The sequence below is a fragment of the Arthrobacter sp. 01T428 genome (assembly GCF_056398685.1).
In genome coordinates this window covers 202,415-227,904 of sequence record NZ_JBFTPW010000006.1, presented here as the reverse complement: position 1 = coordinate 227,904, position 25,490 = coordinate 202,415, and the positions used below count along the sequence as shown (strand labels likewise).

The window sequence follows — 25,490 nt, the reverse complement described above, 5'->3', positions numbered from 1 at the left end:
CGCCGCGCCGAACCGTAACCTTCCCTCCATTCGGGACGATTACCCCTCGGGGGACGAATGTCCATGTCCCCGGCAAAGGGGGCCTAGACTGTACGGGCTCCGTCGGTTCGAAGAATGCGAGGTAAACCCGTGCCGGATGGCCCTATCACTGGAGACAGCGATGCTCTTATTGCGGGTCGGTACAGGCTGGGAACCCTGATCGGCCGCGGCGCGACTGCGTCGGTGTACCGGGCACAGGACGAGAGGCTAGGCCGCGACGTGGCGCTAAAGCTCTTTGCTCCCCAGCTCGGAGGGCCGGACGAGCTTGCCCGGCATGAAAACGAGATGCGGCTCCTGGCGACATTCAACCATCCGTCACTCGTGACTCTCTTCGATGCCGGTACCGACCATCGGGACCCGGAGCATGCCCGGACATTCCTCACTATGGAACTGATTCATGGTCCGGATCTGTATTCCAGATTGCGGGACCGGCCGCTGACGACCCAAGACGTAGCCCACATAGGAGCGGATCTGGCGTCGGCCCTGGAATACGTCCATGGGCGCGGGGTCATCCACCGCGATATCAAACCTGCGAATGTCCTCCTGCCTGAAGCCCCGGTAGGGTCACCTATCCGGCCCAAGCTCACCGACTTCGGAATCGCCCGCATCATCGAGGGAACGCGCCTGACGGCTACGGGCACCATGGTGGGAACCGCCGCGTACTTGAGTCCGGAACAGGCCACCGGCTCTGCCCTCGGACCGGCCAGCGATATCTACTCCCTCGGCCTTCTCCTCCTCGAATGCCTGACCGGAAAGCTCGAGTACCCGGGAACCAGCGTGGAGTCGGCCGTTGCGCGGCTCCACCGGCCGCCCCGTGTGCCGGAGGCCCTCGGGACGCGGTGGGTTGACCTCCTCACCGCCATGACATCGGCTGAGCCCTCCGCCCGGCCCGGCGCACTGGAGGTTGAGCAAGCACTGCGGGATGCCTTCAGTTCCGGCGTTCCCGCGCCAACGCCGGTTGCCCCGAATGGAGCCACGCAGAGCCTTCCCCGCATGCCCGATCGCCCGCCCCGCACCGCGAAGGCCACCGTCCAGATGGGGGTGCAGCCCGCGGCAATGGCGGGGCGGGGGAAGCCCGCAATCCGAGCGCGCCGAAAGGCGTGGGCCGTCGGTGCGGCACTTCTTACCACCGCACTGGTGATTGTTGGTGTGAGTGCCTTCCAGCCGCCTGCGCCCGCCGCACCGGACCCGTCCGTCTCGGCAACGCCAACGCCCAGCACCCCCACGCCGACGCCTTCACCGAGCGTTGAGATATCGACGCCGGTTGCTCCGGCTCCTGCAGCACCGGTGCCGCCGGGGCGCCACAAGGGCAACGGCAAGGGAAACGGCGGTTAGGAACCGGCGCTTGGTCTGAGGACGGGCAACAATGGGTTTGATCGCCGTCCGGGCACATGGAAAAGGGGAGTGCCGGCACGCCGACCCTCCCCTTCGTTCCTATTGTTGCTAGATTCCGCCGTCGCGGGTGTCCCTGGTCACGATGCGGTCCCCCGTGACGGGGTCTACTGTGGCGCGGCTTTCGCTGATTCGACGGGTCCGGCGCGGGCCGAACACGAAGAGGGAAACGATCAAGCCGATGACGCCGACGACCATGAGGATGTAGCCGACCATATGGAGGTCGATGAATGACACGACATCTCCGGGGATCGCGAAGGCCAGAATGGCGCCTATCGCAATAAGGAAGATGGATGATCCGATACCCACTGGTGTACCTCCTGCTGAACCGCGGACCCGGCGGTGGCGGGTATTACTAAGCTTACTTTGCATCGCCAAAACTACACGTCGACGCCCCATCCGGCAACCACATCCCTGCGGAATCCGGGATCTGTGCGGCGCAAGGGGCTAAACGCTAAGGGTGCTTTGCTTTAAGGTGACCGCCGGGTACGGTCGTTAGAAGGACGATATGTCTCTATTGGGGAGGTCAGCGTGGCAGGAAAGTTTGAACTATTTGTCGATGCCCGGGAACGCTACAGGTTCCGGCTTAAGGCGGCGGACGGGACCGTCATGGCGGTCTCGAAGGATTTTGAGACAAAACGCGCCGCAGTGGTGGGAATCCGCGAAGTGCGGGCATGCGCGGGAATGGGACTGATCACGGACCTGTGCCCGGGCCAGCCGGCAGCACCCGGACCGGCATCCGGAATCTCCGCGCCAGCCCTTCCAGAAGCGAGGCCGCCCCGGGGCCGGAGTTGGCTGGGCCGAACCTCCATCGCTCGCAAGCGCGGCAACAAAGCACTGACGTCCAAGCGGTGGCCGAACCTGGTCAAATAGCGCCGGACTGCGGAAAAGGCCGGTTCCGCACTCTTCAGAGAGTGCGGAACCGGCCTTGTCTGTTAAGCCTACTTTGAGACCGGGGTCTTCTTCCGGGTCAGCGCGGCCCACCGGGAGGCGAGCCCCCACTTGGTGACGTTGATCATGGCCTCAACAACTATATTGCCGCTCATCTTGGAGGCACCCAGCTCGCGCTCAACAAATGTGATGGGGCATTCGACGATCTTCAGGCCGAGCTTGGCGACCCGCCACGCCAGATCCACCTGGAAACCGTAGCCAACCGATTCGACCTGGTCCAGCTTGAGCGCCTCTAGCGTGCTGCGCCGGAACGCGCGGTAGCCGCCGGTGATGTCCTTGATCTTCAAGCCAAGCATGAGCCGGGCGTAGGTGCTCCCCGTGCGTGAAATCGCTTGACGGTAGAACGGCCAGTTCACCGTGCCGCCACCGGGAACCCAGCGTGAGCCCATCGCAAGGTCGGCGCCGTCGTTGATCGCGTCAAGCAGCAACGGCAGCTGCTCGGGCTGGTGCGAACCATCGGCGTCCATCTCGACAAGGACGTCGTAGCCGGCGGCCATGCCCCATTTGAATCCGGCGATATACGCGGCTCCGAGGCCTTCCTTGCCCTTGCGGTGTAGGACATGGACCTGGCCGTCCTCGGCGGCGATGCTGTCGGCTAGCTGTCCCGTGCCGTCAGGGCTGTTGTCGTCGACAACCAGGACGTCTGAGGCGGGCACAGCCGCGCGCAGCCGTCCGAGGGTCTTGGGTAGCGATTCCAGCTCGTTGTACGTGGGGATGATCGTCAGGACACGCAAGAAGAGGCCTTTCCTTGATGGAGCGGTCAGTGGGCCGGAGCAGCAGCGTGGCTGGCATTCAGGCGCAACTCTCCATTATAGAACGACAACTTGACGTACCTGGGGACACCTGTGGCGTCCGCCACATGGGTCTCACTTGGCCGCGGGCAGGCCCACTAGCGCAGGTCCAGTGCCGGCACGCGTGTTGAACTCGAGGCCGAACCGTTTTCTGCGGCGCAGTGGACCTGCCCACTACGAGTGCCACGGTCTTGGAAAACGGGTCCGTTGACTGTTTTTGGCAGCGGACCCCACCGCGGCCAGACAACCAGGTATTTCCTGTGGAAGCCTGTTGACCCTAAATGCTACGGACTTCACAAATCCTGTCAAGCGCCGCCTGAGCTGGGGCTTTATCTATACATGCAGGTCAGGGGCCCCAGGACCGGCAAAGCTATCTGCAACTATGACCGCAAAATTTCGCTCGCGAAGATCTCCTGGCCTTCGCGTACGGTCTGCAGGCAAGCGGGATCGCTACCGCTGTCCAGCGCGGGGAGGAGGGGCGTCCGTGCACGTGGATCGGTAGACCAGGACTGGACGCGGTCGTCGGCCACCTGCACCATCAGCTCTTCGACTTCCCACACCGCAAAACTCGCAGGTGCCCCGGGAACCAACTGTCCCATCAGCGGATTGCGCTCTTTGCCGGCCCGCCAACCGGCCCGGGTGTGTCCGAGGAACGCTGCCCGCGCCGAAATGCGCTGATCCGGATTGCTGTGTTCCAAGCATGCCCTGACGCTGGACCATGGGCGCAACGGGGTGACCGGGCTATCGCTTCCGAAGCACACCGGCACGCCCGTGGAGTAATACGAAGCGAAGGGGTTCATGGCCACGCTTCGCGCCCCCAGGCGCTGCTCGTACAGTTTTCCCGCCCCGCCCCAGGTGGCATCGAAGGCGGGCTGTGCGCTCACTGTGATCGAATATTTCGCAAGCCGCGCGAGATCGCCGGCATCGGCCATTTCCACATGCTCAAGACGGTGCGCGGCGGCACGGACCCGCTGCTCCCCCACCTCCGATGCGGCAACGTCAAAAGCGTCCAGCGCCGTCTTCAGTCCTGCGTCGCCAATGACGTGGAAGCCTGCCTGGATACCGAGCGCTGAACAGGCCGCAATGTGGCCGGCGGCTTCGTCGACGGAGACGTAGAGGCTTCCACGGTGGCCTGGAGCGTCGGCGTAGTCTGCGCTGAGGGCAGCCGTTCTCGAACCGATGGAACCGTCGATGTTCAAGTCCCCCGCCAGGCCAAGGACGGGCACGCCCAAGCCTTCCAGGATGGCAGAGGCGTGCTCGGCCGATGTGGCGAGTTCGCCCCAATAGGGAAGGATCCCGGGCACGCCCGCGCTGCCCTCCTTCCACGACGCAGAGTTCCACGACGCAGACATCCGAAGGTCGTCGACGCTGCAAATGTGCGGGGCCGCCATCTCGGCCAAGGCGACATAGCCGTGGGCCGCAGCCTCGCGCAGGGCCAGTTCCTGGTATCGGCGGCGCTCGGAGTCGGGGAACTGCCTGGCGACCAGCCGGGCCGCGGCGTGCGCGGCCCTCAGGACGTGCGCCGAACCGTCGTAGCCATCGAGGCCGTCCAGCCCGGCCGCGGATGCCAAGGCGGATGAGGCAAGAGCCGAGTGCGCATCTACGCGCGCCAGGTACACCTTGCGCCCGCCCGCCGCGCGGTCGAGCTCCTCGGGCGTGGGCAGCGTCTTTTCGCGCCACACCGACTCGTCCCAACCGTGGCCAAGCACGACGCCGCTGGTACCGAGTGCCTTGGCGGCCAGGGCGACGGCGTCGAGCAGCTCCCGCGCCGAGCGGACCCCGGCCAGGTGGAGGGAATCGGAAGCAATTCCGGTCTCCGTGAGGTGCATGTGGGAGTCTACGAAACCGGGCGCCAGCAAGGCTCCCCGGAGATCGATCACCTCCATCGATGAGTCGGCAATCGATGTTGCAGCCTGCTCAGAGCCAACCCAGGCAACAGTGTCACCGTCAACCAGCATTGCCGTCGCGAAGGGATCAGCGGCTGTGTAGACGGAGCCGTTCCGGTACATCGTGACCTTGCGGGGCCGGGTTTCGGCGGGCACGCCTGGATGAGTCATGGATATGCTCCTTGCTGGGAATCTGTGGTGTGTCAGGAGACGTTGGAGTAGGCGACGACGCCGCGCCGGACCAGATCGATCGCTTCGCGGCACATCTTGGTTTGGCGCCGTTCGAGCCCTGGAATCTTCGCCATCTGGTCCAGCAGGTCGATGACCTGCTTCGCCCAGCGCACAAAGTCGCCTGCGGCGAGGTCGGTGCCGCTGAGGACCTCCTGGAGATGGCGGCCCTTCGCCCACTTGAAGATGGGCCAGACAAGTCCCAGCTCCGGTTCGGCGGTGAGCGGGAGCCTGTTCTTGTCCTCGACCTCCTCCAACGCAGACCACTCCCGGACCACGATGTCCACGGACGTTTCGAGGGATACGGACGGCATTTTGGGTCGCAGGCCGCGATCGTCGCGCTTGGCTTGGTAGACCATCGTGCTGGCCAGCGCAGCCAGTTCGGCGCCATCGAGGTCCTTGATGGCCCCTTGGCGGATGGATTGGGAGATCAGTAGGTCTTTTTCGCCGTAGATGCGGCGCAGGCGCTGGCCGTCCGCGCTGATGGTGACATGGCCGGCGTCGGACGTCTGGAGGTAACCGTAAACGGCGAGGACATCGCAGACCCGGTCAAATGTCTTCGCGATCGTATTGGTACGGCCCTGGATCTGCCGGATGAGCCCATCGGTTTCATGCCGCAGTTTCCACCAGCGTTCGGCCCAACGGGCATGGTCCTCACGCTCGCTGCAACCGTGGCACGGATGGGCTCGCAGTGCCCGGCGAAGGTCTGCGATCTTCTTTTCCTGGTCCGGCATGTAGCGGGCGCGCCCGAAGTCCTCGCTCCGGTTCGTGCCGCGGGCCGGCGGACGCCCCTCCCGCACGGCATTCCGCATGGCGGATGCCAGATCACGGCGGGATTTGGGCAGCTTGGCGTTGAACGCCTTGGGAATCCGGATCCAGGACACGGGATCAACCGGCCCTTCGACTTCGTGGGCACCGATCCTGTGAAGCTGGTTGTCTTCCGTCAGGACCGCGGGCCGAGGTTCGCGCGAGTTCGGATCGGCATTGAGCACGACGGCGTAACCCGGCGTGCGTCCGCCCGGAACCTTGACGATGTCGCCGGGCATGAGCCGGCTCAGGGAGTCAACGGTCAGCGACTTGCGGGCCCGCGAGGTGCTCCTCGAGGCGAATTGTTCTGCCTCGCTGAGATCCCGCCTGAGCTTGGCGTACTCGGTGAAATCGCCGAGGTGGCACTTCATGGATTCGGCATAGCCGGCCAGGGACTCTTCACGGCTTCGCACCTGCCGGGCCAGCCCGACGACTGAACGGTCCGCCTGGAACTGGGCGAACGACGATTCGAGGATCTGCCGTGCCCGGGGCCGCCCGAACTGGGCAATCAGGTTGATGCTCATGTTGTAGGTAGGGCGGAAGCTTGAGTTGAGCGGATAGGTGCGCCGCGAAGCGAGGCCGGCGACGGCAGCAGGATCCGTACCCGGTTGCCAAAGCACCACTGCGTGGCCTTCGACGTCGATTCCGCGCCGTCCCGCCCGGCCGGTCAACTGGGTGTACTCCCCCGCGGTGATGTTGACGTGGGCTTCGCCGTTGAACTTGTCGAGCTTCTCCAGGACGACACAGCGTGCGGGCATGTTGACGCCCAGGGCGAGGGTCTCCGTGGCGAAAACGGCTTTGACCAGGCCATCGGCGAAGAGTTTCTCGACGACTTCCTTGAAGGTCGGCAGCAAACCGGCGTGGTGCGCCGCGAGCCCGCGGAGCAGCCCGTCGCGCCAACTCCAAAAGCCCAGGACATCGAGGTCGTCGGCGGGAATCTCCCGGCTCGCCTCGTCCACCCGGGACGCAATGATCTGCTGTTCGCGCTCGGTCGTGAGCCACAGCCCGGCCGCGGCACACTGCGCAACAGCTCCGTCGCAACCGGCGCGGGAGAAGATGAAGGTAATGGCCGGAAGCAGTCCTTGGCGGTCCAGGCTCGCAATGATCTGGGGCCGGCTGGCCTTGCGCACCGGGCTGCGCTGCTCACTGGCTGTGTTGTCACGCTGGCGGTCCTGCCGCCGGCGGCTGCGTCCGCCATGGCCAAAGCGGCCGCGGAAGTTCATCTGGCTTTCCGCCCGTGCCATGGAAAGCAACTCCGGGTTGACCTCGAATTCCCTTTGCGGGGGGTTCCTGTCGGGCTCCCGGACTGGCTCCGGCACGGATCCTTCGCCGTCTGCTGCCTCCGGAGCGATCTCGTCAAAGGTGGTATCCCCCGCGAAGAGATCAACGATTTCACGCCCCACCATGACGTGCTGCCACAAGGGGACGGGACGGTGTTCGGAGACAATCACGTCGGTGTGTCCGCGCACCGTGTCCAGCCACGCGCCGAACTCTTCCGCGTTGGACACCGTGGCGCTCAAGGAAACCACTTGCACTTCGCTGGGTAGGTGGATGATCACTTCTTCCCAGACTGCGCCGCGGAAGCGGTCTGCCAGGTAGTGCACCTCATCCATCACGACGTAGCCAAGGTCCCCCAAGGTGTCCGAATCGGCATACAGCATGTTCCTCAGGACTTCAGTGGTCATCACCACGATCGGAGCCTCGCCGTTGATGGTGGTGTCGCCGGTCAGCAGTCCCACGCTTGAGGCACCGTACTTCGCCGATAGCTCGGAGAACTTCTGGTTGCTCAGCGCTTTGATCGGCGTCGTGTAGAACGCCTTGAGCCCGCGTTCGAGGGCCAAGTAGATGGCGAACTCGCCGACGATTGTCTTCCCGGCCCCCGTGGGCGCCGCTACGAGTACTCCCTTGCCTTCCTGGAGCGAACGGCACGCGTCACGCTGGAAAGGGTCAAGCTCGAACTCCAGCGACTGGGCAAAGGTGCCAAGATAAGTTTTCGACTCGGCACTCCGTTGCGCTGCTGCTTGAAAGGCTTCTGAGGGCGAAAGGGCCCCTGAATTGGAGGACATGCTTCAAGCCTAGTGGCCGTGGGACTACAGGTTCTCCAGATCGGAGGCGGGTGTGGCGAGGTCGGCCGTGGCTTCCGTCTCGGCGGCAATCTTCGACTGCTGGCGGGCGCGACGTTTGTCGTTCAGCATGCAGAGACCAATCGCGGCGAAGAACAGCACCAGGAGCGGGCCGGCAAGCATGAACATTGACAGCGCGTCAGCACCGGGCGCGGCAACCGCTGCCAGGACAAACACGAGAAAGACCGTGATGCGCCAGGCCTTGAGGATGGTCCTGCCGCTCAAGACGCCCGCCATGTTGACGCCCACCAGCACCACCGGTACCAGGAAGGCGATACCCAGGAAAAGAAGCATGTGCGTAGCGAACGTCAAGTACTGGGAAGCGTCGATGTTGTTGGCACCGTTTTGTGGAGTGAACTGCAGCAGTGCCCGCACGACGTTCGGAATCACCAGCCAGGCGACGTACACGCCAACCAGGAACAATGGCACAGCGGCGGCCATGTACCCGAGCGTGTACCGGCGTTCCTTCTTGGTCAGGCCGGGAGTGATGAATGCCCAGACCTGGTAGATCCAGATAGGGCTTGAGAGTACCAGGCCGATCTGGATAGCAATGCGGAGCTTGAAGTCGAAGGGATCGGCCACGCTAGCGAAGTTCAGGACCGCGGTGCGTTTGGTCTCCTGCGCGATCTTGACCAATGGATCCGACAGGCTGTTGACTACCGGCTCATAGAGGAACCACCCTGCCACGGCGCCTAGGAGAATGCCGATGGCAGACTTGATCAGCCGGTTCTTAAGCTCCCTCAGGTGGTCTAGGAGCGCCATCCGCCCTTCGGGGTTGGCTTTGCGGCCCGTCTTCGTTGCCACTACTGCTTAGCTACGGCTTGCAGGCGGAACGTCGGTGTCGTTGCCGCTCTTGTTCGCTTCGGGGTGGTTGACCACTTTGCCTTCAACGGGGTCCGTGTCGTCCTTGGCCGCCGGCTTGCCGTCGTTCTTCATTTCCTTGACTTCGGATCTGATGATGCGCATCGATTGGCCGAGGCTGCGGGCCATGGCAGGCAGCTTGGGTGCCGCGAAGAGCAGCAGGGCCACGATGATGATAATGACAATTGGCCAAGGGCCATCAAATAGTCGTCCCACGGGAAGTCCTTTCGTTGGAATACATCCTACGTCTAACTGAAATCGATGTCGTGCAGAGACTGGGGTTGGCCCCGTTCCGCTTTGCGCTTAACGCGCTTCTGGCGACGCACTTCCTGGCGGGAGGCCTTGGCCGTCACGTAATCATGACGCATCTGTTCCGGTGAGGCAAAAACGGCCGCACCGAACACTTTCACTGGAGACTCGCCGTCGTCGTCGGGGCGTTCGGGAAGGTGCGTGCGGTGCCCTAGCCGCTCGCCTGCGGCACTCAATTCACGCACCGCGGCCATGAACTTCCGGAAAAGCCGGACGCCCAACAGGACGTAGCAAAGCAGCGACACCGCGATCAGCGCGAGCCATAAAAGGATCCAGGACCACCAAGGCATCTGAGTAGTCTAACCAGCCTTCATTGCTTGTACTGCGCAAGTGCGGCAGCCAGCCAGGCGACCGAGGCGTCGGCAAGCCCCTCTGGCGCCAGTATGCGGGCCGCACCGCCGTGCTGTGCAACAAACATCGGCAACCAGTCCGCATTTCCGAACCGGACCTCGGCAAGCAAGCCGCCGTCGGGAAGCACGGCCGTCCGTTCCGCATAATAGTCATCCGCCAGCCCCGCGCCTTGCCGGGTCAGCTGGAGCACGACCACCACGTCGTCGTCGTTCGGTGTGTATAGCTTCACCGGGACGCCCTCCTCGGTGCTTGCGCTCTTGGAAACGGAACGGCCGTTGGGCGCGATCTCCTCGATGCGGTCCAGGCGGAAGTTCCGCAGCCCGGCTTTGCTGTGGCAGTACGCCTCGAAGTACCAGGTGTTGTCCAAGGAATAAAGCCGGAAAGGGTCGACGTCCCGTTCGGACACGGAGTCGTGCTGCTGCGACAGGTAGCGAAGCCGCAATTGGCGGCCCTCCTGGATCGCGCGGGTGATGGTGTCGAACGCGCCGGCGTCGGCCGGGGCGACGGGCGGGCCAGCGACTGCCGCCGCCAAACGGCCGGCCTCCCCTGCCGCGCCGGTGAGCTTCAGTGTTACTGACTGCAGGGCTCCGCTTTGCTCGTCCTCCGACATTCCGGCTTGGGCGGGAAGCCCGCCCAGGGTCGCCAAGCCCGTCAGCAGGGCGGAAGCCTCATCAACACTGAAGCCGATGGGCCGGTTGAGGTCGAGGTGCTCGCGGATGTAGACGTGCTCGTTTTCCCAATCGATATCGAACAAGTCATCCGGATAGCCTTCGGGGCGGCCGGAGCAAATCAGGATCTTCAGGTCCTCGACTAGTTCCTCGCGGGTGACACCGAAACGGTCCGCCACTTCCTGGATGGGCAGGCCCTGGTTATGGACAAGGAAGGGGACCAGCTGGAGCATGCGGTTCAGCTGGTCTTCCGAGGTCCGCTTACGCGCCCGCGGTGCCGGTCCGGCGTCTTCGAAGCGGACCTCGACGGCGGGGCCCGAGGCGAACGCGGCGGCAGCCTCAAGGCGACGGATCACGGCGTCGCGCAGCTCGGGAGGTCCCTCCACGAACACGTGGGGACCGTAGGAGGCCAGTTCTTCGGCGAGCAGTTCGCTATCCCGGTACGGCACGGAGAGGCGGTCCCTTCCCATCCGCGAGCCACTGACGCCTCCGGCTCCGCCGACACCCACCGCGCGCTTGCGAAGACCCAGCAGACGGCCTTCGGCGACGTCGAGCTGGGCCTCCTGCAAGGGAAGTTCATTGAGGCCGTCCAGTTCGGCACGGGTATCAAACCCTGGGGGGATTTCGCAGTGATACGCCGTCTCAACGTGAACATCGCTCGTCATCCGGGACAGCCTGAAAAACCGTTTCGCTTTCCGGCCCCTGTCGTAGCCCACCAGGTACCACTGGCCGAACCGGCTCCCGAGGCCCCAGGGCTCTACCATCCGGCGTTCGTCTTTGCCGGTACTCGCGGCACGGTAGCCAAAACTCACAGGGTGCCGGCCGTTCATGGCCACGATGATGTCGTCAAAAGCCTGGCCGGCGGGCTTGATGCGCGGCTGGACGCCGGCGGGGAGTTCGACGTCGGCAAGGTCGCCGGAAGCCTGCAGCTTACGTAGCGCGCTTGCAGCGGCAGAGCCAAGCGCCGCGCGTTCCCACAGCTGCGCGGCCAGAAGCAAAACCGTGCCTTCGGCCGGCGTCAGGTGCACGTACGGCAATCGATTGGACTCCTTGCCGATCCGGTATCGGGTCGAAGCGGGATCGTCCGAGCCGAAACCGTGGTCAAGGAGCGTTTCGATGTCGAAGCCAAACCGCTTCAGCTCCGCCTTGTCCCGCTCAAACATGCGTCCGAACGCGACGTCACTCTCGCCGGAATCGTGATAGACCTGCTGGATTTCTCCGGCTGCAGACGCGCCTTCCCATGCTGCGAAACCTAGCGGACTGCTACGAGGTCCACCACGAAGATGAGGGCTTCGTTGGGCTTGATGGCCCCGCCCGCTCCACGGGAGCCGTAGGCAAGCTCGGACGGGATTTCAAGGCGACGGCGGCCGCCGACCTTCATGCCAAGCAGGCCCTGGTCCCAGCCCTGGATGACCTGGCCGACTCCCACGCGGAAGTCCAGCGGTGCGCCGCGGCCCCAGGACGCGTCGAATTCCTCGCCGGTGGACCAAGCAACGCCAACGTAGTGGGTGGAGACGGTGTCGCCGGCCTGAGCCTCGGCGCCGTCACCAACGATGATGTCCTTGATAACGAGTTCCGTCGGGACGTCGCCCTCCGGGAAGTCGATCTCCGGCTTAGTGCGGTCGTAATCGCGCTGACCAAATGACATGGGTACTCCTCAATTTGATAGGGACGGTGTTATGGAGGTTTGCGGATGCTTACTGGGCGCCCAGGATGTCCACGACGAAGACGAGGTCGCCTGTGGGCTGGCCCTGGGCCGCGGCGCCGTCGCCATACGCGAGGCTCTTGGGAATGACCAAGAGGACGCGGGAGCCGACTGTCTTGCCGGCAAGGCCTTGCGTCCAGCCCTTGATGACGCCGTTGAGCGCGAAGCTGGCGGTTTGGCCCTTGTCGTAGCTGGAGTCGAACTTCTTGCCATCAGCCAAGGTGACGCCGACGTAGTTGACCGTCAGGGTGTCCGTTTCCTTGACGACCGCGCCCTTGCCCTTGATGAGGTCCTGGGCGACGAGGGCCGACGGCGCCTTCGCGCCGTCAACGGAAATCTGCGGAATTCCCTTGTCGTCGACCTTGACCGTGGGGAGGCCGGCGGGCGGGGTAACGGGATCGCCCTCGGGCTTGTCCAGGGGCTTGACAGCGTCCTTGACGCCGGTGACCTTGAAGACCACCAGCTGGGATGACGTTGCCGCTGCTTCAGCCGAAGCAGGAGTTCCCGGGACGGCGAAAGCGATGTCGGCGCCGACCTTCGCACCGACCAGAGCGTTGTAGAACACAGCGCTGCCGGTCTTGAGCTGGTCGTTCAGTTCGACGGGCTGGGACCCTGTCGGGAAAGTGTCTTCGAGGGTCTTGCCGTCCTTGCCGTCGACGGCAATGTAGGTGATCTGCGCCACCTGTCCGGCCTTCACCTTGTCGCCGGTGCCGTCGCTGACCATTTTGATGGTCGGCTGCGTTACGTCCAGCGGCTTGTTGAATTCCAGGCCGGGTGCCTTCTTGTCTCCATTGTCGGAGACCTTAAGGGAATCCAGCTTGGCGACTTCGCCGGCGGACTGACTGGTGGGCTCCGGGGTTGCTGTTGGTGCCGGGCTTCCGCCGCATGCGGTCATCAGCAAGAGGCCGGGGATAAGAATTGCTAGTAGACGTCGCACAAATTGAACTTTCGTCGGGGCAAAAGGAGGGCATGGACGGGCCAGGCTCGGCCATGCGCGTAGAGGCCTGTTAAGAGGCCAACCTCCAGAGTAGCGGGTGAAGCTGGGAGTCAGCTCATCGAGTCCAGGAGGGCATCTACTCTTTCGTCGACGCTGCGGAAGGGATCCTTGCACAAAATCGTCTGGTGCGCGCGGTCGTTCAACTTCAGATGGACCCAATCCACGGTGTAGTCACGGCCGAGTTCCTGGGCGCGCCGGACGAAGTCGCCGCGGAGTTTTGCCCGGGTGGTCTGCGGCGGCGCATCCACTGCATCCTTGATGTCCGTGTCGGCAACCAGACGCCGCGCCGCGCCGCGGGACTGGAGCAGGAAGAAGAGCCCGCGCTTGCGTGAGATGTCGTGATACGTCAGGTCCAATTGCGCGATCCGCGGGGAGTCCAGGCCGATTCCATGGCGGCGCATGTACCCATCCATCAGCTTCTTCTTGATGGCCCAGTCCACTTCGGTGTCTATTCCACTGGTGTCGCCGCTATCGATCGCGTCCAGCGTCCGCTCCCAAAGATCCAGGATGAGCGGCACGTGCGGATTGTGGGCTCCATTCGATGCGACAAAAGCGGTGACCTTTGCAAGGTACTCCCGCTGGATGTCCAGGGCCGTCAGTTGCCTGCCGTTGGCCAGGCGAACCAAGGCCTTACCGCTGAGATCATGGGAGATTTCCCGGATGCTTCGGATGGGGTTCTCCATCCGCATGTCCCGCATGATCACTCCGGCCTCAATCATGCGCAGGAGCAGATCCACCGTTCCCACCTTCAAGAGCGCGGTGGTCTCGGACATGTTGGAATCGCCGACGATCACGTGCAGACGGCGGAAGAACTCGGCATCGGCGTGCGGCTCGTCACGGGTGTTGATGATGGGGCGGGATCTCGTCGTCGCCGAAGACACGCCTTCCCAAATGTGGTCGGCACGCTGGGAGAACGCGAACGTGGCCCCGTGGGGCGTCTTCAGGACCTTGCCCGCACCTGCGATCAGCTGACGCGTGACGAGGAAGGGAATGAGGATCTCCGCGAGCCGCGAGAACTCGCCCCGCCGCGGAATCAGGTAGTTTTCGTGGCTGCCGTAGGAATTGCCGGCGGAATCGGTGTTGTTCTTGAACAGGTAGACCGTTCCGTTGAATCCCTCCGCCGCAAGCCGGGCCTGTGCTTCATCAACGAGGTCATCGAGGATGAGCTCCCCCGCCCTGTCGTGGGCGATCAGCTGCGCGAGGTCGTCGCATTCCGCGGTGGCGTACTCCGGGTGCGAGCCTACATCCAAGTACAGGCGCGAGCCATTCGTGAGGAAGACGTTTGAGGAGCGTCCCCAGCTCACTACTTTGCGAAAGAGGTACCTGGCCACTTCCTCGGGAGCCAACGGCCGTGAGTCGGGGCTCGAGTACGAAATACCGAACTCCGTTTCGATCCCGAATATCCTCTTGTCCATCTCAGGCCTCCCCTGCCAGCAGTTGCGTGATTTCGTCAGCCCTGAGCCGCCGGAATGCCCTCCGGGATCCGCGCCCGCTTTCCGGACTCCGGTCCAACACCGCGGCTTCGACTGCCGTCCCGGGAAGCGCGTCCACTTCCTTGTCCGTGGCCAGCGCCTTGACGGCCAATCGAAGCGCCCCGGCCAGGCTGAGGTCAGCCTTCCAACCGCGGCCCACCGTCTCGGCTACTTGCTCGGCCAAGCCGCCCATCACCACAAAACCGTTCTCGTCGGCAATCGAGCCGTCGAAAGTCAGCCGATAGAGGTGGTCCTCGGCCTGTGTGTGCCCGACCTCTGCCACCGCCAGTTCGACTTCGAAAGGTTTTTGTTCCGCGGTGAAGACGGCGCCAAGGCTCTGCGCGTAGACGCTGGCCAGACCGCGTGCGGTGACGTCCTCGCGATCGTATGAATAGCCGCGGACGTCGGCGTAGCGGACACCGGCTTGCCGAAGACTCTCAAACTCGTTGTACTTCCCCACGGCTGCGAACGCGATCTTGTCGTAGATCTCACCGATCTTGTGGAGCGACGGCGAAGGGTTTTCAGCCACCAGCGCGATGCCGTCAGCGCAACTGATCACGACGACGGACCGGCCGCGGGCGATGCCCTTCCGCGCGAAGTCCGCACGGTCCTTCATCAGTTGTTCGGGCGAAACATAAAACTGCTGGGTCATCTCAGGCCTCCCGTCCGGCGACTGCGCGCGATTCAACAATAGATCCAGCGATCGCTGCCAACTCCCGTTCCGGCACCCGTCGGGCACCGGCACGGTTGACCGTGTAGACCACCGGCCAGAGCTGCCGGACCGGGTCCGGACCGCCCGTGGCGGAGTCGTCGTCGGCAGCGTCATAGAGGGCTTCAACCGCGACGGCGACGGCCTCGTCTTCGGTGAGGTTCGGCCGCCACAGCTTCTTCAAGGCGCCGCGTGCGAAGACGGAACCCGAGCCGACAGAGTGGTGCTCGAATTCCTCGTACCGTCCGCCTGTCACATCATAAGAAAACAACCGTCCCACGCCGGCTGCCTGGTCGAAGCCCGCGAAGAGCGGGATCACCGCGAGGCCTTGCATGGCCATCGGCAGGTTTCCCCGGATCATGGCGCCAAGCCTGTTGGCTTTGCCGTCCAGGCTCAGCAGAGTGCCCTCGATCTTTTCGTAGTGTTCCAGTTCCACTTGGAACAACCGCGTGATGTCGATGGCCAGGCCCGCGGTCCCGGCAATTCCCAGGACGGAGTATTCGTCGGCCGGGAAGACCTTCTCGATGTGCCTGCTGGCGATCACATTGCCCATCGTGGCACGCCGGTCCCCCGCCATCAGGACGCCACCGGGGTAACTGAGGGCGACGATCGTTGTGGCATGGGGCACGGGGGGAATCTGTCCCGCGGGCAGCGCTTGATTAAAGGGGAGGAGTTCAGGCCTGGAGCGTTGCAGATGCTCTATGAACGAAGACGTTGCTTGGGTGGCCGGGTGGCCGGTTGATGGATCCTGCATTGCTGCGCTCCTTCGACTCTGACATCCGATGCCCGGCGGCCTCGCGCCGGCCGGGCCCTTGGCTTAGCTGGCGGCGGGCTATTGGCCGCCCTTTTGCACAAATGCCCTGACGAACTCTTCGGCGTTCGATTCAAGCACGCCGTCGATTTCGTCGAGGAGATCGTCCACGCCCTGCGTCGCTACCGAGGCCTGGGCCTCCGGCGCTGCGGGCGGCGCCTCGGGGGCGTCGGTCTCTACGTCGACGTCCCGCGACTGCGGTTGCTGCTGCTCCTGAGCTGCCATTTCCTTCTCCATTCTGTCCATCCCCGGCAACGGGGACTTCCTGTAATGCCATACTGCCACGGGGCGGGCCGCCACGCTGCGGTTTTAAGGGCCCGTTTGACGCCCTTTAGCCGGCTGCTTGTTCAGGCAGGCGGGGCCGGGTCCAGGCCGAGCAATTCGCGGAGGAATGCGCCCGCCGTGTCGTGTTTCCGAAACAGTTGTCCGGTGAGTGCTTCCGTGCCGCGGAGGGGTTCCCGAGTGGGCACGCGCTGCAGTTTTCCAATGCCGGGAACGTCGAAGATGACCGAATCCCAACTGGCACCGACCACGTCCTTGCCGAAGCTGGAAACACACTTCCCGCGGAAAAACGCGCGCGTGTCCGGCGGCGGTTCGACTACAGCGCGGCTGATGGCGGCTTCGTCCACGATCGTCTGCATGCGGTCGCGGGAAAGCATCCGGTAATAGAGGCCCTTTTCCGGCCTCACGTCGGACCATTGCAAATCGACGAGGCCCAGGCGGGCATCGTTCCATTCCAGGCCGTCACGGTTCCGATAACCATCCAGCAAGGACATTTTGGCGAGCCATTCGACCGATGACGCGGCACCGGCGGGGTTGGTCCCCAAGAGCCCCAGCGTCGACTCCCACCGTTCCAGGACATCCCGGGTGTGGCCGTCTCCGCTGAAGGAATCAGAAACCCCGGTTTCCTGTCCAAGTTTGGCCGCTGCCTCGTAGTACATCCACTGGATATCGAGCGCTGTGACGCGCCGTCCGTCAAGGAGCCTGACCATGGCAGTCAAGGAGGTGTCGTGGCTGATTGCCTGGAGGCCGGCCACCGGCTCATGCACCTCGATCTTCGGAGCTTGGCCGGCTTCGATGAGGCTCAGGACCAAAGCCGTGGTGCCGAACTTCAAGTAGTTCGACACCTGGCTCAGGTTGGCGTCGCCGATGATGACATGCAGGCGCCGGTATTTGTCCGCCGTCGCGTGCGGTTCATCCCGGGTATTGATGATCGGGCGCCTGATGGTGGTTTCCAGTCCCACCTCGGCCTCAAAGAAATCCGCACGCTGACTGATCTGGAATCCAGCGGTTGAACCGTCCTGGCCCTTGCCGAGCCGTCCGGCACCACAGATGACCTGGCGCGTGACGAAGAAAGGCGTCAGGCCGCGGACGATGTCCCCGAAAGGTACCGACCGTGGCATGAGGTAGTTTTCGTGGGAACCGTAGGACACAGATTTGTTGTCGGTGTTGTTCTTGTACAGGTTGATGGCCGGCAGATCCGGATCCGCGGCGACTTTCCGAACCGTGGCCAGGGCGACGAGGTCGCCGGCCGCGTCCCACGCGACGATGTCCCGGGGATTCGTGACCTCCGGACTCGAATATTCCGGATGGGCATGGTCCACGTACAGGCGCGCCCCGTTGCCGAGGACCATGTTCATCAGCAACGAGCCTGACTCGTCGCCGCCGTCGGCTTCGAGCTCCTGGCGCCCGTACGCCAAGGCGACTTCCTCGGCGTCGAGCACGGGGGGCCTGTCCGTCAGCTGGCTGGGGTCGGCGGCACTGCGCTCCACCGTCCAACCGCGTGCGTCATGCAGGGGCTCTTCGTCCGTATAGTCCCAGCGGGTCTCGGCCCCGCCGGCCGCCCGCTGTCGCGTGAGGTTGGCGTAGGCCTGGATGATCCGCGCGGACATCATCGTGGCGTTCGCCCCCGGAGCGGAGGGCGCATGGATACCGTATTCAGTTTCCGAACCCATGACCCGCATGGCCCCGCCCACGGGAAGCTTGTCCGAAGGCAGGCCTTCCGGCCGGGCCGTCACAGGTACTGGCCGGTGTTGGGAGTCGTTTCGATCGACTTCCCGGGCTCCTGGCCGGCCTTGCCCTGGACGATGGTGCGGATGTAGGTGATGCGTTCGCCCTTCTTGCCCGAGATGCGTGCCCAGTCGTCCGGGTTGGTGGTGTTGGGCATGTCCTCGTGTTCGCGGAATTCGTCGACGACGGCGCGCAGGAAGTGGTCGATCCGCAGGCCTTTCTGCTGGGTTAGCAGGAGGTCCTTGATGGCGTACTTCTTGGCCCGGTCCACGACGTTCTGGACAACCGCGCCGGAGTTGAAGTCCTTGAAATAGAGCATCTCGGTATCGCCGTTGGCGTAGGTGACTTCGAGATACTCGTTGGACTTCTCCGTCGAATACATGGCTTCAACGGTGCGCTGGATAATGGCGTCGACCGTGGCCTGGACGTCGCCGCCGTGCTCTGCCAGATCCGTCGCGTGGAATGGAAGGTCGGTGGTGATGTACTTGGCGAAAATGTCGGCGGCCGCCTCGGCGTCGGGCCGCTGGATCTTGACCTTCACGTCAAGCCGCCCTGGACGAAGAATAGCCGGATCGATCATGTCTTCACGGTTCGAGGCACCGATCACGATGACGTTGTCCAGGCGTTCGACGCCGTCGATCTCGCTCAGGAGCTGCGGGACGATGGTTGTTTCGACGTCGGAGGACACCCCGGTGCCGCGGGTGCGGAACAGCGAGTCCATTTCGTCGAAGAACACCACCACGGGGCTGCCATCGGAGGCCTTCTCCCGGGCACGCGCAAAGATCAGGCGGATGTGCCGCTCTGTTTCGCCGACGTATTTGTCAAGGAGTTCAGGCCCCTTGATGTTCAGGAAATAGCTCTTCAGGTCTACGTTGCCGGCCCGTTCGGAGGCGCGGGCGGCGAGCGAGTTGGCAACGGCCTTCGCGATCAGCGTCTTGCCGCAACCCGGAGGGCCGTAAAGCAGGATGCCCTTGGGGGCTTTGAGACCGTGTTCGCGGTACAGGTCCGGGTGCAGGAACGGCAGTTCCACCGCGTCGCGGATCTGTTCGATTTGAGGGCCCAGGCCGCCGATGTCCTCGTACGTAATATCCGGGACTTCCTCGAGGACGAGGTTTTCGACCTCTGCCCGGGGTACCTTCTCCAGTGCGTAGCCCGTGCGGGAATCGAGCGACAAAGCATCGCCGACGCGCAGGTGCACCTTCTGCAATGCGCCTGAGAGCCTGACTACCCGCTCTTCATCGGCCCTGCCCACGACGAGGGCGCGGTCCGTGCCCAGCATTTCCTTGAGCGTGACAAGTTCGCCTGCCCGTTCGTAGCCCAGGCCTGTCACCACGAGGAGGGCCTCATTGAGGAGGACTTCCTGCCCAACGGCCAGCTGGTTGATGTTCACGAGCGGGCTGACGCCCACGCGCATCTTGCGGCCGGCATTGAAGATGTCGACCGATTCCTCGGTGGCCGCCTGGCCGGTGCTTCCTGCCGTCGGCTGGCGCCTTGGATTGATCTGCAGGATGGTCCCGAAGCTGTACGGTGGTTGGCCGTCCTGCTCGAGGGCGCCTTTGAGTCGCAGGATTTCGGCCTTCGCCGTCTCCAGCATGGTCACGAGCTTGGTGTTGTTCTGGGTGGCGGCGGCAAGCTGACGGTCGATATGGCGCAGTTTGTCTCGAAGGATGTTTATCTGGCGTTCCGCGACAGTGAGTTCCGCGGAGTCGTCCACCGGTTGGATTGCCCCACCCCCGTGTCCCGCTTTTCCTTCAGTCACAGCCTTGTTCGATGGCTCCTCCGGCGTTGTTCGCCCGAAGTCATTGTTCGACGTATCCACGAAGCATCAGCTCCTTCCCGCTTTCTATAAATAGACCTTAGCCCTCAAAAGCGTTGGGTAACCTGTGACATCCGGAATGCGGACCAGTTTGTGATCTTTCCCTAGGGGGCGGGTGTGGGGTCGTCCTTGACGTTGGTGCCGGCAATCGCATCCCGTGCGGCCCGGCGCAGTTTCTTGTCGGAAACCGCACGCTCTCCTACCGCCCCCGGAGTCCAGGCATTCAGGTCCTCTTCGCTGAACTCGGTCTTGGACGGTCGCCGTTTGACGGAGATCCCGGTCACGCCGTCGGCGAGGCGACGCGTCACCAAAAGGAAGCCGGTGTGGGCCACCATGCGGTGGTCGGGACGGACAGCGAGGCCCTCAAGGTGCCAGCCGCGCACCATGGACTCCCAGGCGTCCGGTTCCGTGAAACGGCCGTCGGCGCGGATCGCTTCAGCGGTACGGGAGAGCTGGGTCACGGTGGCCACGTAGTTGATCCACACGCCGCCCGGGGCCAAAACGGTGGCTACGGCGTCGAGGCATTCCCACGGAGCGAGCATGTCCAGCACCACGCGGTCCACGGATCCGGGCCCTTCGGAGCGGACGACTTCCTCCTGGAAGTCGCCAAGAGAGATCTTCCAGGCCGGGTGCGGACCGCCGAAAATGGTTTCCACGTTGCCGCGGGCAATGTCGGCGAATTCTTCGCGACGCTCGAAGGAGTGGAGGTACCCGTTGTCGCCGACTGCTCGAAGCAGGGAGATCGAAAGGGCGCCGGAACCAACGCCGGCCTCCACAACGCGGGCCCCCGGGAAGATATCGGCCATGGTGACGATCTGGCCGGCATCCTTGGGGTACACCACTGCGGCACCGCGGGGCATGGACAACACGAAGTCCGAGAGCAAGGGACGGAGGGTCTGGTACTGCTGGCCGATGTTGTTGGCCACCACTGAACCGTCAACCTGGCCGATGATTTCGTCGTGGTTCAGGAAGCCGCGGTGCGTATGGAAAGCGCCGCCTTCCTCCAGGGTGATGGTGTTCATCCGGCCGCGTTCGTCCGTGAGTTGAACCCGCTCGCCCACACGGAAGGGCCCTCGGCGCCGGGCCGCACCAGTCGGCTGAATGGCGGTGTCGGCGGCGCCGGTGGCCGTGTAGTTGGCGGCGGTTTCGCTGCTCATGGGTGTTTCCTCGCTCCTGTACGGCTGGGCCGTCATTTGTTGCCGCAGTTACTGCTTAGTGATGCGCACTGCCGGCCGGGTTAATTCACGACCGGCAGGTAACTCTACCGGGAAGGTCCTACGGGCGTCCGCTCCGTCGGGCTACTTTACCTGTAATGGCTGTCACTACCGCCTGCTGACGCAGCAGGCCCATGACCGTGCCGCGTTCGTCCACGACCGCGTATTCGGCGCCGCTGAGCTGCGCCAAATACTGGATCAGTTCCTGGCCGCTGGACGTCCAGGGGACGTAGGCACCGTCGGCGAGCGGGGTGGAAACCGCGGTCACGAAGGTCGTGGATACCTCGGAGGCCGGCACGGCTGCAGTCGCAGCCGGATCTACCAGACCCTGTGGCCGGCCATCCGGTCCGCAGATCACGACGGCGGGCGTGCCGTAGGGTGCCACGCGCAGGACTTCGGCGACCGTGGCCGAGTTCGGAATTCCGACGGCGGGTTCGGCCAAGGCGGCGGCACTCACCGAGGGGAGGCGTCCACGGAGCGTGGCCTGCTTGATCGCGCCCGAGGCGCCCATCCACAGGAAGCTGCAGACAAGGACAGTGATGAGCGTGTAGCTGAGATCCGGGGTATTTCCGCTCAGCAGGGGCAGCACGATAAACCACACGATCAAGACGATCACGATCACCCGCCCCGCCCAGCCAGCCGCCACTGTTCCCTTTTCCTGGCTACCCGTGGCTTTCCATACCGCGGACTCCACCAGGCGACCTCCGTCAAGGGGAAGACCCGGGAGCACATTGAAGATGCCGATGAGCACATTGGCGGCCATGAGGATGTTCGTCAGCGTGTCCGCTACCCCAGTGAAGTCATTTGCCGCTCGCAGCAGCCATGTGGCCCCCGCAAGGACAAAGTTCGCGGCGGGCCCCGCCAAGGCGACAACCACCGAACGGCCCGGGGACGCGATGAAGCTTTCGAATTGCGTGTGCCCGCCCCAGAGATTCAACACGATCTTCTCGGTGGGCCAGTTGAAGGCCTTGGCGCTCAACGCATGGGCGAGTTCGTGGACAAGGACCGAGAACGCAAGGAGCAGCGCGTAAGCAAAGGCAACGAAGTACGCGGCGATACCCAACGTGTGGTCTCGGATGAGCAGCGCCGGGCCGAAGACGATCACCGTGAACGCGGCGATGATGAACCAGGAGTACGCAAGGTACACGGGGATTCCCGCGATGCGGCCGAGCGGAATCCCGTCCTTCCTGCTGCTACGTGTGCTGTGGCCACCGTTCCGGGGAGTGCTCACTTAGTTTGCCTGTCCAAGGAAAGCCGCGGCGGGCATGGTGGCGGAAGCGCGGGCGGCGACAAGCGCCTCAAGGTCGGAGACCTTCCGTCCCTGCAGGGTGTCCCAGGTTGCCCGGCGGGCATCCTCGGGCAAAGCCATTTGGTGCGGAATTCCCACCGTGACCACCCCGGAGGCGATCGCGGACGCAACGCCCGGCACGGAATCCTCGAGGGCGACGCAGTGATCCACGGTCAGCGCAGGATCCGTGTCCCGGAGCCGCTCGACGGCGGCGAGGTAAGCCTCGGGGTGGGGTTTTCCTTGGCTGACGGTGTCCCCCGTGATGAGGAACTCGAAGTAGGGCTTGGGGAGGTTGGCGACGACTTCCCGCGCCATCGGGCCTTCGGACATCGTCACGAGGGCGCAGCGGACGCCCGATTGATACAGCTCGTCCAGCAGCTCCTTGGCACCGGGCCGCCACGGCACCTCGACGCGGAGGCGGTCGATGACCTGGGCGCTCAAGGAGTCAACGATCTCCCGCTTCTCCAGGTTCACTCCAGCCTTTTGGAGAATGCCGGCCGAGTGCATGAGCGATTGCCCTACGAGCTGCATGGCTTGTTCATGGCTCCAGGCGCCTCCGTAGGACTCCACGAGGGTGCGCTCTGCGGCAATCCAATACGGCTCGGTGTCCACCAGGGTGCCATCCATGTCCCATAGCGCGGCTTTGAGCTCGGCTTTTACAAAGGGCTGGGTGGCTGAAGCAAGCATGCCTAAAGTCTACGTGGAAGGAGGCAGGGCGATTGCCGCTCTACGCCCGGGGCGAAGTATGGCCACGCCGGTCCCCGCACGCCATGCATCGGTGGCGGTGTTGGACGTAGGGTGAGTGAATGAACAGTTTGGACGGAGCCCCTGACGGACAGGCCACTTCACCGGAGCCTGAGCGCCTTCTCCAGCCTGTAGCCGAAGGTCAGCGCATCACCGTGATGCTCGCGGCTTTCGAAGGTTGGAACGACGCCGGTGAGGCGGCCAGCGATTCCCTGCACTACTTGAACAAGTTGTGGCAAGGAAAGAAAGTGGCATCCGTTGATGCCGACGACTATTACGACTTCCAGTTCACCAGGCCGACTGTGCGACGCACGGCCGCCGGGACGCGCAAAGTGAAGTGGCCTTCCACGCGCTTGTACAAGGCCAGCGTCCCGGACAGCAACGTCGATGTGGTGTTCGTGCTCGGCACCGAGCCGTCCTACCGCTGGCGTGCCTACACGGCCGAGCTTCTGGTCCACGCTGAAACGCTCAAGGTCGACTATGTGGTGTTGATCGGCGCCCTTCTGGCCGATGTCCCGCACAGCCGCCCGATCCCCGTGAGCACCACCTCGGACGACAGCGGATTGCGGCAGCGGTTGAACCTGGAGGCTTCGCAGTACGAGGGTCCGGTAGGCATTGTGGGCGTGCTGGCGGAATTCGCGCTGCTCGCGGGCTTGCCCACGGTGTCGCTGTGGGCGGCCGTGCCGCACTATGTCGCCCAACCGCCCTCCCCCAAGGCGCAACTGGCCATCTTGAACAGGATCGAGGACCTGCTCCAGGTGCCGCTGGACACCCACGCCCTCAACGAGGAATCCGAGGCCTGGGAGCGGGGCGTGGACGAACTGGCCACCGAAGACCCGGAAATCGCCGCCTACGTGCGGCAGCTCGAGGAGGCCAAGGACACGGCCGACCTGCCGGAGGCCAGTGGCGAATCCATCGCCCGCGAGTTCGAGCGCTATCTCAAGCGCAGGGGCAAGGACAAGCCCTAACCCAACGCGGGGTCACTTACGGCCCGTCCAAGGGGACATTATGGGCCGTAAGTGACCCCGCGTTGCTTAGAGCTCGACGCCGAGCAATCCGTTGATCGCGTCGCTCACCAGGGCGGAATCCAGTGCACTCGGATTAGCGGTGGACGGATTACTGAGAGCCGCCGCGGCCCAGGCATCGACGGCGGCGACCGCGCCGGGAGCATTCAGGTCGTTGGCCAGCTCGGCACGCATCCGCGTCAGCAATTCCGCCGCTGTTCCCTCGGGAGCGATGTCCCGGGCGGCCCGCCACGTGTTGAGGCGTTCCTTGGCCTGGGCGAAGCCTTCATCGGTCCAGGACCAATCCGAGCGGTAGTGGTTGGCCAGGATCGCCAGGCGGATTGCGGCGGGCTCTTCGCCTGCTGCACGGAGCTTGGACACCAGCACCAGGTTGCCCTTGGACTTGCTCATCTTTTCACCGTCCAGGCCCACCATTCCAGCATGGGCGTAGTGGCGTGCCAGGGGAATGCCGCTTAGCGAATACGCGTGTCCGGCGCCCATTTCGTGGTGCGGGAAAACGAGGTCAGATCCGCCGCCCTGCACGGTGAACGGTTCCGGCAGGTACTTCTGCGCGATGACCGTACATTCGATGTGCCAGCCGGGACGTCCGTCACCGAGGCTTGCGCCCGGCCAGCTCGGCTCACTGTCGCGGGCAACGCGCCATAGCAGGGGATCAAGGGGATTCCGCTTGCCGGAGCGGCCGGGATCGCCGCCGCGCTCGGCGAAAAGCTCGAGCATTTCCACTTCGCCGAGCCCCGAAATGTCCCCGAGGGTCCACGCGTCCGGGCTATCCGACGCCTTGCCGGCTGCCTCGACGTCGTAGTAGACGTCGCCGTCGGGTTCGCCACCCGTGCCGTGCACGCGGTAGGCGAGCTCGTCCGCGATCAATTTCTCGATAGCCGGAACGATCATCGGGATCGCTTCGACGGCTCCGATGTAGTAATTCGGGGCCAGCACATTGAGGGCGTCCATGTCGGTCTGGAAAAGCTCAATCTGGCTCGCAGCCAACTCCCGCCAGTCAACGCCGGTGGCGGTGGCCCGCTCCAGGAGCGGATCGTCGACGTCGGTGACGTTCTGGACGTACGCAACGCGCTGGCCGCTGTCCCGCCATGCCCGGTTGAGCAGGTCGAAGGCGACGTAGCTGGCGGCGTGGCCCATGTGGGTGGCGTCGTACGGCGTGATGCCGCAGACGTACATGGATTGCTCCGTACGTGGCTCGACCTCCACGAGGGACCCGAGGGCGGTGTCGAACAGCCTCAACGGGGGCATGCTGCCGGGTAGTTCAGGCACAGGGCGGGAGATCCACGATTTCAC

At 64.1% G+C, this 25,490-nt stretch carries 23 protein-coding genes; 3 read left to right on the top strand and 20 right to left on the bottom strand.

All coding sequences use genetic code 11. The features are described 5' to 3' along the window. The first annotated feature begins 129 nt into the window (after nucleotides 1–129). A complete protein-coding gene (locus AC1DJB_RS09705; RefSeq protein ID WP_441437899.1) occupies nucleotides 130–1,374 on the top strand; it encodes a serine/threonine-protein kinase in 1,245 nt (414 codons plus the stop codon). A gap of 108 nt (nucleotides 1,375–1,482) precedes the next feature. Here AC1DJB_RS09705 and AC1DJB_RS09700 read toward each other — a convergent pair whose 3' ends face one another. Next, a complete protein-coding gene (locus AC1DJB_RS09700) occupies nucleotides 1,483–1,740 on the bottom strand; it encodes a DUF6458 family protein (RefSeq protein WP_078107972.1) in 258 nt (85 codons plus the stop codon). Between the two features lie 222 nt (nucleotides 1,741–1,962). On the opposite strand from AC1DJB_RS09700, the gene AC1DJB_RS09695 reads away from it, so the two are divergent. Continuing rightward, nucleotides 1,963–2,304 carry a YegP family protein gene (locus tag AC1DJB_RS09695; RefSeq protein WP_307053961.1) on the top strand — a complete coding sequence of 114 codons (342 nt, stop codon included), beginning with the start codon at nucleotides 1,963–1,965 and terminating at the stop codon, nucleotides 2,302–2,304. A 68-nt stretch (nucleotides 2,305–2,372) separates the two neighbouring features. Here AC1DJB_RS09695 and AC1DJB_RS09690 read toward each other — a convergent pair whose 3' ends face one another. The 18 genes from AC1DJB_RS09690 to AC1DJB_RS09605 all read right to left on the bottom strand — a co-directional run bounded on the left by AC1DJB_RS09690 (nucleotide 2,373) and on the right by AC1DJB_RS09605 (nucleotide 23,115). Further along, complete coding sequence (locus tag AC1DJB_RS09690) at nucleotides 2,373–3,116, bottom strand: polyprenol monophosphomannose synthase (protein ID WP_059389224.1); 744 nt, start codon at nucleotides 3,114–3,116, stop codon at nucleotides 2,373–2,375. 437 nt (nucleotides 3,117–3,553) lie between these two features. Further along, on the bottom strand, nucleotides 3,554–5,230 hold the full coding sequence (locus AC1DJB_RS09685; RefSeq protein WP_441437898.1) for an amidohydrolase: 1,677 nt from the start codon (nucleotides 5,228–5,230) through the stop codon (nucleotides 3,554–3,556). Nucleotides 5,231–5,262: 32 nt separating this feature from the next. Then, nucleotides 5,263–8,160: a DEAD/DEAH box helicase gene (locus tag AC1DJB_RS09680; protein WP_441437897.1), complete on the bottom strand. Its 2,898-nt coding sequence runs from the start codon at nucleotides 8,158–8,160 to the stop codon at nucleotides 5,263–5,265. Between the two features lie 24 nt (nucleotides 8,161–8,184). Further along, a complete protein-coding gene (gene tatC / locus AC1DJB_RS09675) occupies nucleotides 8,185–8,979 on the bottom strand; it encodes a twin-arginine translocase subunit TatC (RefSeq protein ID WP_059389226.1) in 795 nt (264 codons plus the stop codon). Nucleotides 8,980–9,027: 48 nt separating this feature from the next. Next, on the bottom strand, nucleotides 9,028–9,294 hold the full coding sequence (tatA, locus tag AC1DJB_RS09670; RefSeq protein WP_059389227.1) for a Sec-independent protein translocase subunit TatA: 267 nt from the start codon (nucleotides 9,292–9,294) through the stop codon (nucleotides 9,028–9,030). Between the two features lie 32 nt (nucleotides 9,295–9,326). Next, nucleotides 9,327–9,677, bottom strand: a complete 351-nt coding sequence (locus AC1DJB_RS09665; RefSeq protein WP_441437896.1) for a hypothetical protein — start codon at nucleotides 9,675–9,677, stop codon at nucleotides 9,327–9,329. Nucleotides 9,678–9,697: 20 nt separating this feature from the next. Further along, nucleotides 9,698–11,569 carry a helix-turn-helix transcriptional regulator gene (locus AC1DJB_RS09660; protein ID WP_476910168.1) on the bottom strand — a complete coding sequence of 624 codons (1,872 nt, stop codon included), beginning with the start codon at nucleotides 11,567–11,569 and terminating at the stop codon, nucleotides 9,698–9,700. An 89-nt stretch (nucleotides 11,570–11,658) separates the two neighbouring features. Next, nucleotides 11,659–12,054: an FKBP-type peptidyl-prolyl cis-trans isomerase gene (locus AC1DJB_RS09655; RefSeq protein ID WP_059389230.1), complete on the bottom strand. Its 396-nt coding sequence runs from the start codon at nucleotides 12,052–12,054 to the stop codon at nucleotides 11,659–11,661. A 49-nt stretch (nucleotides 12,055–12,103) separates the two neighbouring features. Next, on the bottom strand, nucleotides 12,104–13,048 hold the full coding sequence (locus AC1DJB_RS09650) for an FKBP-type peptidyl-prolyl cis-trans isomerase (protein ID WP_476910167.1): 945 nt from the start codon (nucleotides 13,046–13,048) through the stop codon (nucleotides 12,104–12,106). Nucleotides 13,049–13,158: 110 nt separating this feature from the next. After that, nucleotides 13,159–14,523: a Pup--protein ligase gene (gene pafA, locus AC1DJB_RS09645; protein ID WP_284988171.1), complete on the bottom strand. Its 1,365-nt coding sequence runs from the start codon at nucleotides 14,521–14,523 to the stop codon at nucleotides 13,159–13,161. Between the two features lies 1 nt (nucleotide 14,524). Beyond that, nucleotides 14,525–15,232, bottom strand: a complete 708-nt coding sequence (gene prcA, locus AC1DJB_RS09640) for a proteasome subunit alpha (protein WP_284988172.1) — start codon at nucleotides 15,230–15,232, stop codon at nucleotides 14,525–14,527. 1 nt (nucleotide 15,233) lies between these two features. Continuing rightward, entirely contained in the window at nucleotides 15,234–16,043 is an 810-nt protein-coding gene (gene prcB / locus AC1DJB_RS09635) for a proteasome subunit beta (RefSeq protein ID WP_476910166.1), read from the bottom strand. 78 nt (nucleotides 16,044–16,121) lie between these two features. Then, nucleotides 16,122–16,325, bottom strand: coding sequence for a ubiquitin-like protein Pup (locus tag AC1DJB_RS09630; RefSeq protein WP_476910165.1), 204 nt, complete (start codon nucleotides 16,323–16,325; stop codon nucleotides 16,122–16,124). Nucleotides 16,326–16,447: 122 nt separating this feature from the next. Further along, a complete protein-coding gene (gene dop / locus AC1DJB_RS09625; protein WP_476910175.1) occupies nucleotides 16,448–18,064 on the bottom strand; it encodes a depupylase/deamidase Dop in 1,617 nt (538 codons plus the stop codon). Between the two features lie 50 nt (nucleotides 18,065–18,114). Continuing rightward, nucleotides 18,115–19,929 (bottom strand): proteasome ATPase, encoded by a 1,815-nt coding sequence (gene arc / locus AC1DJB_RS09620; protein WP_084784542.1) that lies wholly within the window; start codon nucleotides 19,927–19,929, stop codon nucleotides 18,115–18,117. A gap of 101 nt (nucleotides 19,930–20,030) precedes the next feature. Next, nucleotides 20,031–21,083 carry a tRNA (adenine-N1)-methyltransferase gene (locus AC1DJB_RS09615; protein WP_284988174.1) on the bottom strand — a complete coding sequence of 351 codons (1,053 nt, stop codon included), beginning with the start codon at nucleotides 21,081–21,083 and terminating at the stop codon, nucleotides 20,031–20,033. A gap of 118 nt (nucleotides 21,084–21,201) precedes the next feature. Further along, a complete protein-coding gene (locus AC1DJB_RS09610; RefSeq protein ID WP_476910164.1) occupies nucleotides 21,202–22,371 on the bottom strand; it encodes a site-2 protease family protein in 1,170 nt (389 codons plus the stop codon). Further along, on the bottom strand, nucleotides 22,372–23,115 hold the full coding sequence (locus AC1DJB_RS09605; protein ID WP_306959683.1) for an HAD family hydrolase: 744 nt from the start codon (nucleotides 23,113–23,115) through the stop codon (nucleotides 22,372–22,374). 119 nt (nucleotides 23,116–23,234) lie between these two features. Here AC1DJB_RS09605 and AC1DJB_RS09600 point away from each other — a divergent pair, with 119 nt between their 5' ends. Then, on the top strand, nucleotides 23,235–24,140 hold the full coding sequence (locus AC1DJB_RS09600) for a PAC2 family protein (protein WP_284755619.1): 906 nt from the start codon (nucleotides 23,235–23,237) through the stop codon (nucleotides 24,138–24,140). 66 nt (nucleotides 24,141–24,206) lie between these two features. Here AC1DJB_RS09600 and mshC read toward each other — a convergent pair whose 3' ends face one another. Then, complete coding sequence (mshC, locus tag AC1DJB_RS09595) at nucleotides 24,207–25,490, bottom strand: cysteine--1-D-myo-inosityl 2-amino-2-deoxy-alpha-D-glucopyranoside ligase (protein ID WP_476910163.1); 1,284 nt, start codon at nucleotides 25,488–25,490, stop codon at nucleotides 24,207–24,209.

Coding starts and splice junctions, on each gene's coding strand:
- dop (WP_476910175.1), bottom strand. CDS start 18,064: ATGCGGGTCATGGGTTCGGAAACTGAATACGGTATCCATGCGCCCTCC.
- tatC (WP_059389226.1), bottom strand. CDS start 8,979: ATGGCGCTCCTAGACCACCTGAGGGAGCTTAAGAACCGGCTGATCAAG.
- pafA (WP_284988171.1), bottom strand. CDS start 14,523: ATGGACAAGAGGATATTCGGGATCGAAACGGAGTTCGGTATTTCGTAC.
- AC1DJB_RS09655 (WP_059389230.1), bottom strand. CDS start 12,054: ATGTCATTTGGTCAGCGCGATTACGACCGCACTAAGCCGGAGATCGAC.
- AC1DJB_RS09665 (WP_441437896.1), bottom strand. CDS start 9,677: ATGCCTTGGTGGTCCTGGATCCTTTTATGGCTCGCGCTGATCGCGGTG.
- AC1DJB_RS09605 (WP_306959683.1), bottom strand. CDS start 23,115: ATGCTTGCTTCAGCCACCCAGCCCTTTGTAAAAGCCGAGCTCAAAGCC.
- AC1DJB_RS09680 (WP_441437897.1), bottom strand. CDS start 8,160: ATGTCCTCCAATTCAGGGGCCCTTTCGCCCTCAGAAGCCTTTCAAGCA.
- AC1DJB_RS09630 (WP_476910165.1), bottom strand. CDS start 16,325: ATGGCAGCTCAGGAGCAGCAGCAACCGCAGTCGCGGGACGTCGACGTA.
- prcA (WP_284988172.1), bottom strand. CDS start 15,232: ATGACCCAGCAGTTTTATGTTTCGCCCGAACAACTGATGAAGGACCGT.
- AC1DJB_RS09660 (WP_476910168.1), bottom strand. CDS start 11,569: ATGTTTGAGCGGGACAAGGCGGAGCTGAAGCGGTTTGGCTTCGACATC.
- AC1DJB_RS09615 (WP_284988174.1), bottom strand. CDS start 21,083: ATGAGCAGCGAAACCGCCGCCAACTACACGGCCACCGGCGCCGCCGAC.
- AC1DJB_RS09600 (WP_284755619.1), top strand. CDS start 23,235: ATGAACAGTTTGGACGGAGCCCCTGACGGACAGGCCACTTCACCGGAG.
- AC1DJB_RS09685 (WP_441437898.1), bottom strand. CDS start 5,230: ATGACTCATCCAGGCGTGCCCGCCGAAACCCGGCCCCGCAAGGTCACG.
- prcB (WP_476910166.1), bottom strand. CDS start 16,043: ATGCAGGATCCATCAACCGGCCACCCGGCCACCCAAGCAACGTCTTCG.